The 5730-nt window shown below is 71.8% G+C and carries 5 protein-coding genes; 4 read left to right on the forward strand and 1 reads right to left on the reverse strand.

From position 1 onward, the window contains the following. The first annotated feature begins 110 nt into the window (after positions 1 to 110). The 3 genes from araB (at position 111) to I0C86_RS22260 (ending at position 3504) form a co-directional block, all read left to right on the forward strand. The gene (araB, locus tag I0C86_RS22250) at positions 111 to 1781 is read left to right on the forward strand and encodes a ribulokinase (protein WP_196203204.1); all 1671 of its coding nucleotides are present in this window, start codon (positions 111 to 113) and stop codon (positions 1779 to 1781) included. A 70-nt stretch (positions 1782 to 1851) separates the two neighbouring features. Next, positions 1852 to 2523 carry an L-ribulose-5-phosphate 4-epimerase gene (locus tag I0C86_RS22255; protein ID WP_196203205.1) on the forward strand — a complete coding sequence of 224 codons (672 nt, stop codon included), beginning with the start codon at positions 1852 to 1854 and terminating at the stop codon, positions 2521 to 2523. A gap of 135 nt (positions 2524 to 2658) precedes the next feature. Beyond that, the gene (locus I0C86_RS22260; RefSeq protein ID WP_230394576.1) at positions 2659 to 3504 is read left to right on the forward strand and encodes a 4'-phosphopantetheinyl transferase family protein; all 846 of its coding nucleotides are present in this window, start codon (positions 2659 to 2661) and stop codon (positions 3502 to 3504) included. Positions 3505 to 3621: 117 nt separating this feature from the next. Here I0C86_RS22260 and I0C86_RS22265 read toward each other — a convergent pair whose 3' ends face one another. After that, positions 3622 to 4515: a hypothetical protein gene (locus I0C86_RS22265; protein WP_196203206.1), complete on the reverse strand. Its 894-nt coding sequence runs from the start codon at positions 4513 to 4515 to the stop codon at positions 3622 to 3624. 366 nt (positions 4516 to 4881) lie between these two features. Between I0C86_RS22265 and I0C86_RS22270 the strand changes: the two genes are divergently transcribed. Continuing rightward, the coding region (locus I0C86_RS22270) for a hypothetical protein (protein ID WP_196203207.1) at positions 4882 to 5730 on the forward strand (849 nt) is incomplete at its 3' end.

Consider the following 5730-nt stretch of genomic DNA (forward strand, 5'->3'; position numbering starts at 1 on the left):
GGTACGGCCACCACCGCCTGCGCCGGCCGCCCGGCGCAGGCGGTGGTGGCCGTACCTGCTGGTAGCGGTAACACTGGGGGCGGCAACAGAGGGCAGGAGTGCGGGAGGAAATGCGAGTGAGCGCTAACGGTGACCGGTACGTCGTGGGGGTGGACTACGGCACTCTCTCCGGTCGGGCGGTGGTGGTCCGGGTCTCGGACGGCGCCGAGGTAGGGTCCGCGGTGCACGAGTACCGGCACGGCGTGATCGACGACCGCCTGCCGGAGACGGGGGCGCCGCTGCCGGGCGGATGGGCGCTTCAGATGCCGGAGGACTGGCGTTCGGTGCTGCGTGAGGCGGTACCCAAGGCACTCTCCGCCGCCGAGGTCGATCCCGGGTCGGTGATCGGCATCGGTACGGACTTCACCGCCTGCACGGTGCTGCCGACGCTCGCCGACGGCACACCGCTGAACGAGGTACCCGGGCTCGCGGACCGGCCGCACGCCTATCCGAAGCTCTGGAAGCACCATGCCGCCCAGCGGCACGCCGACCGGATCAACGAGCTCGCGCAGGAGCGCGGCGAGCCGTGGCTGCCCCGGTACGGCGGACGGATCTCGGCGGAGTGGCAGTTCGCCAAGGCGCTCCAGGTGCTGACCGAGGATCCGGAGGTCTACGCCCGTACCGAGCGGTGGATCGAGGCGGCAGACTGGATCATCTGGCAGCTGTGCGGCGTCGAGACCCGCAATGTCTGCACCGCCGGTTACAAGGGGATCCACTCCGACGGGCGGTATCCGTCGCGGGACTACCTGGCCGCGCTGGACCCGGACTTCGCCGACTTCGTCGAGACCCGGCTCGCGCATCCGCTCGCCCCGCTCGGCGGGCTCGCCGGCCAGCTGACCCCCCGGGCCGCGGCCTGGACCGGGCTGCCGGCCGGCATCGCGGTCGCGGTCGGCAACGTCGACGCCCACGTCACCGCCGCCGCCGCGAACGCCGTCGAGCCGGGCCAACTGCTGGCGATCATGGGTACGTCGACCTGCCATGTCATGGTTTCGGACGTTCTCGCCGATGTGCCGGGGATGTGCGGAGTGGTCCGGGACGGCATCGTGCCCGGCCGATGGGGGTACGAGGCCGGGCAGAGCGGTGTCGGCGACATCTTCGGCTGGTTCGTCGAGCACTGCGTACCGGCCGACTACGCGCAGGAGGCCGCGCGGCAGGGCATCGACATACACGAGCACCTGACCGCGCTGGCCGCCGCCCAGCGTCCGGGCCAGCACGGTCTGGTCGCCCTGGACTGGCACAACGGCAACCGTTCGGTGCTGGTCGACCACGACCTCTCCGGCGTCATCGTCGGGCAGACCCTGGCCACCCGTCCCGAGGACCAGTACCGGGCGCTGATCGAGGCCACCGCGTTCGGCACCCGCACCATCGTCTCGGCGTTCGACGCCTCCGGGGTCCCGGTGACCGAGTTCATCGCGGCGGGTGGCCTGCTGAAGAACCGGTTCCTGATGCAGGTCTACGCCGACGTGCTGCGCCGGCCGTTGAGCGTCATCGACTCCGAGCAGGGACCCGCGCTCGGGTCCGCGATCCACGCGGCGGTGGCCGCCGGGGCCTACCCGGACATCACCGCCGCGGCCGGCGCGATGGGCAAGGTCCGCCGGGCGGTCTACCAGCCGGATCCGGCCAGCGCCGACGTCTACGACCGGTTGTACGCGGAGTACGAGCGGCTGCACGACTACTTCGGTCGGGGTGGCAACGACGTCCTGCACCGGTTGCACGCGCTACGCGAGGAGGCACGAGCATGAGCGAGCGGAGTGAGCGAATCGGTCGGCTCGGTGGGAATCAGGGGCGGCCGGAACGAAGCGGAGGTCGGGCATGAGCGACACGGTCAGCGACACCATCGCCAAGTTGCGCCGCGAGGTGTGCCAGTTGCACGAGCAGTTGACCCGCTGGGAGCTGATCACCTGGACCAGCGGGAACATCAGTGCCCGGGTGCCGGGCGCGGACCTGCTGGTGATCAAGCCCAGTGGCGTGTCGTACGACGAGTTGACGCCGGAGTCGATGGTGGTGACGACCCTGGACGGGAACGTCGTCGACGGCAACCACTCGCCGTCGAGTGACACCGACGCGCACGCGTACGTCTACCGCGCCATGCCGCACGTCAACGGGGTGGTGCACACGCACAGCGCGTACGCCACCGCCTGGTCCGCCCGGGGCGAGTCCATCCCGTGCGTGCTCACCGCGATGGCCGACGAGTTCGGCGGGGAGATCCCGATCGGTCCGTTCGCCCTGATCGGCGGGGACGACATCGGCAAGGCGATCGTGGCCACGCTCACCGGGCACCGCTCCCCGGCGGTGCTGATGCGCAACCACGGCGTCTTCACGATCGGTGCCAGCGCGAAGGCGGCGGTGAAGGCGGCGGTGATGTGCGAGGACGTGGCCCGTACGGTGCACATCGCCCGGTCCGGTGGCGAACTGGTGCCGATCGAGCCGCAGCACATCGATGCCCTCTACGAGCGCTACCAGGGCGTGTACGGCCAGCGGTGATCCGGGAGGCGGCGATCGGTGCGGCACGCCCACTGGGCTGGTGCGCCGGTCGCCGCCTCTGGCATGCTCGCGTCCAGCGATCCGTGGGTGGCCCCCGCCTTCGCCCGTCTGCCCCGCGACCGATGGTGGTGACCGTTGACCGGATCTCCTCGCCCGTCCGCCGAGCCGCCCAGGCTCCCGTCGCCGAGGTCTGGGTCGGTCGAGTCGCCGTCGGCGTACATCGGTGGCCCGGTCACGCCGGTGCCGCCGACGGCCGGCGAGTGTCAGGTGTGGCGCCTGCCGATGGGTTCCGGTCACTGGGCCGGGTTCGACGTACTCGACCAGGACGAACGCGAGCGGCACGGGCGTTTCCTCCGGGCCGCCGACCGGGACCGCTACCAGGCCGCGCACGTCGGCGTACGGCTGCTGCTCGGGCACTACCTCGGCGTGCCCCCGGCGGAGCTGCGGTTCTTCCGGCACTGCCGGCACTGCGGCTGCGGACACGGCAAGCCGGTGGTCGAGTGGCCGGCGACCACGCTCGACTTCTCGCTGACCCACTCGGGCGACTGGGTCGGCCTCGCCGTGGCGGCGGAGCCGGTCGGCCTCGACGTCCAGGAGTTGGCGGAGGGCACGGACGTGGCGGCGTTGGCCGAGGCGGTGCTGGCACCCGCCGAACTGCGCTGGTGGGCGGGGCAACCGGCGGAGACCGCCCGGACGGCGTTCTTCGGCTACTGGGCCCGCAAGGAGGCCCTGTTGAAGGCGACCGGGCACGGGCTCGCCGTGCCGATGAGCACGATCACCCTCACCCCGCCGGACGAGCCGGCCCGCCTCGTCGAGTGGTCCGGCAACCGCCCGTTGGACGGGCCGGTGCGGCTGTACGACCTCGACGCGGGTCCGGGCTACGGCGCGGCGGTCGCCGTACTCACCGCCGGGCCGGTCCGGATCACCCAGGCGGAGTTCACCGGCACGACCCTCAGCGGGGAGCCCCGGCCGGCGGCCTGACCGTACCGCCCCGGACGGGTGCTGCTGCCCGTCAGGCGGATCTCCCGGTTCGGCCGCCTCCGCAGCCCCCGGCTGGCGAACCGGAGGCTGCGGAGGTGCGGTGCCTCGACCGCCGTACTAGGCGGAGCAGATCGCGTACGACGTGACGGTCCAGTTGCCGGCGAACGGACCGTTCTCGGCGCCGGTCGCGGTCGCCGTCAGCAGGCCGACGTTGGGGCGTAGGTCGTCGATGACGACCGCTCCGAGGGCACCGTTGAGTTCGGCGCCCACCCCGTGCACCCGGGTACCGGCCGGACAGGCGGCCGTGGTGGCCGACGCCGCGACGGGTGAGGCGGCGGCACTGGTCAGCACCCGACGCACCATGTTCGCCGAGGGGTTGCCACAGATCGCGTACCCGGTGATGTTCCAGTTGTTGGCGAACGCGCCGTTCTCGTAACCGGTGACGGTCGCCCCGGTCAGCCCCGCGTTCGGGGTGAGGTCGTCGAGGAAGACGTTGCCGCCGGAGCCGTTGAGTTCTGCGCCGAGGCCGTAGAGCCGGAGGCCGGAGGGACATCCGGCGAAGACCGACTTGGGTGTGACGGAGTTGGTCACGCTGGTGAACTGGATGCGTTGCAGGTTCAGCGTGTTGACGCCGCAGATGGCGTACGCGGTGACGGTCCAGTTGCCCGCGAACGCACCGTTCTCGATCGCGGTCACGAGCACGTTGTTGAGGGCGAGGCTGGGGGTGATGTCGTCCATGGTCACGTTGCCCCCACCGCCGTTGATCTCGCCACCGGCGCCGTAGACCCGCTGTCCCGCCGGGCAGGTGGCCACGATGCTCTTGCTCGCGAGCGAGTTCGACGCGCTGGTCGCGGTGATGCGTACCGGGGCGGCGACCCGGGTGCCGGCGTCACTTCGGGCGCCGGCACCGGCTGCCCGGGCGGGCCCGGCGATGCCGATCGTGCCAATCGCCATGACCAACACAAGGGTCCGCGCGGCACCGCGCCATTCCCTGATCTTCTTGAAAGCCATCGCTGCTGATCTCCCTTCGTCGCCTGCCGCCTGAGCTGGCGGTGGCGCACGGTCCAGCCTGGTCAGAGCCGTCATGGTGGGGTCCGGGCCGGTTCAGGACGCGATCAACGTCGGATCACGGCGGGATCACGGCCGGATCAGGACCCGGGTGGACCGGCGGTGGAATTTCCGGCGGAGGTGTCGGCGATCCGACTCGTCCCGGGCAAATGCCCGCCTTGTGTAGATATGCTGTCGCGCGGCGCCCCCAACCGTGTCGGAACCGGCCAGCGGGGGAGGAGCTCCAACTTGCGCACGTCACCCGTGCCACCGTCGATCCACCCGGCGCCGTCCGTCCGGCCAGGGTTCGAGCGCCGACAGCAGTCGCCGATGCCGCCGCGGCTGCCGGGCCGGCGCTGTACCTTCGTCGCGGCGGCAGCCGGCTACGGCAAGACGACCACGGTACGCCGGATGCTGGCGCGGGCCAGCAGTCGATGGTGCACCCCGGCCGAGCGCAACGCTCTGTTCGACGGCGGCTCCGGCAAAGGCCCGGACGTGCACCTGACCGAACTGCTGAGGTCCACCGACGACGACGCCGGGCACGACCTGTGGCTCGTGCTCGACGATGTCGGGCGAACGCCCAACGCGCGGCTGCGGGCCGTACTGGCCGCGGCCCGACGGCTGCCCGACCGGGTCCGACTGGTGATCCTCACCCGCCGTCCGCCCCCGTCCGCTCTGATCGATGCCGGCTGCCGACGTGGCGAGCTGGGCGTGCTGGGCCCGGTGGACCTGGCGCTCTCGCCGGCCCAGGTGGCGGACGTGCTGCGCGACAACTACAACCTGCCGGACCCGGCACTGGCCCGGACGGTGCACCGGTCGACCGCCGGCTGGCCGGCGCTGGTCCATCTGCTGGCCGAGACGCTCCGGGACGGTGGAGGCCACGATGACGCCCCGACCTCGATGCCCGGCGCCGCCGCCTGGGCCGAGGCGTACCTGATCCGTGAGGTCTTCCCGGAGTTGCCGATGGAGGCCGTCCGGCTGCTCCGCCTGGCCGCGCGGCTCGACCCGGCGCACCCCGAACTGGTCGCCACCGGAGTGGATCCCCGACGGTCAGGGCGCCTGCTGCGCTCGCTGGCCGCCGCCGGGCTGTTCGGTCCGGAGCGGCCGGACGGAACCGGATCTGTCTCTTATAAACATCTCCGCGCCCACGAGACCGGAGCCTATCTCGGATGCCGTCGT

It is taken from the genome of Plantactinospora alkalitolerans (assembly GCF_015690345.1).
Classification (GTDB): domain Bacteria; phylum Actinomycetota; class Actinomycetes; order Mycobacteriales; family Micromonosporaceae; genus Plantactinospora; species Plantactinospora alkalitolerans.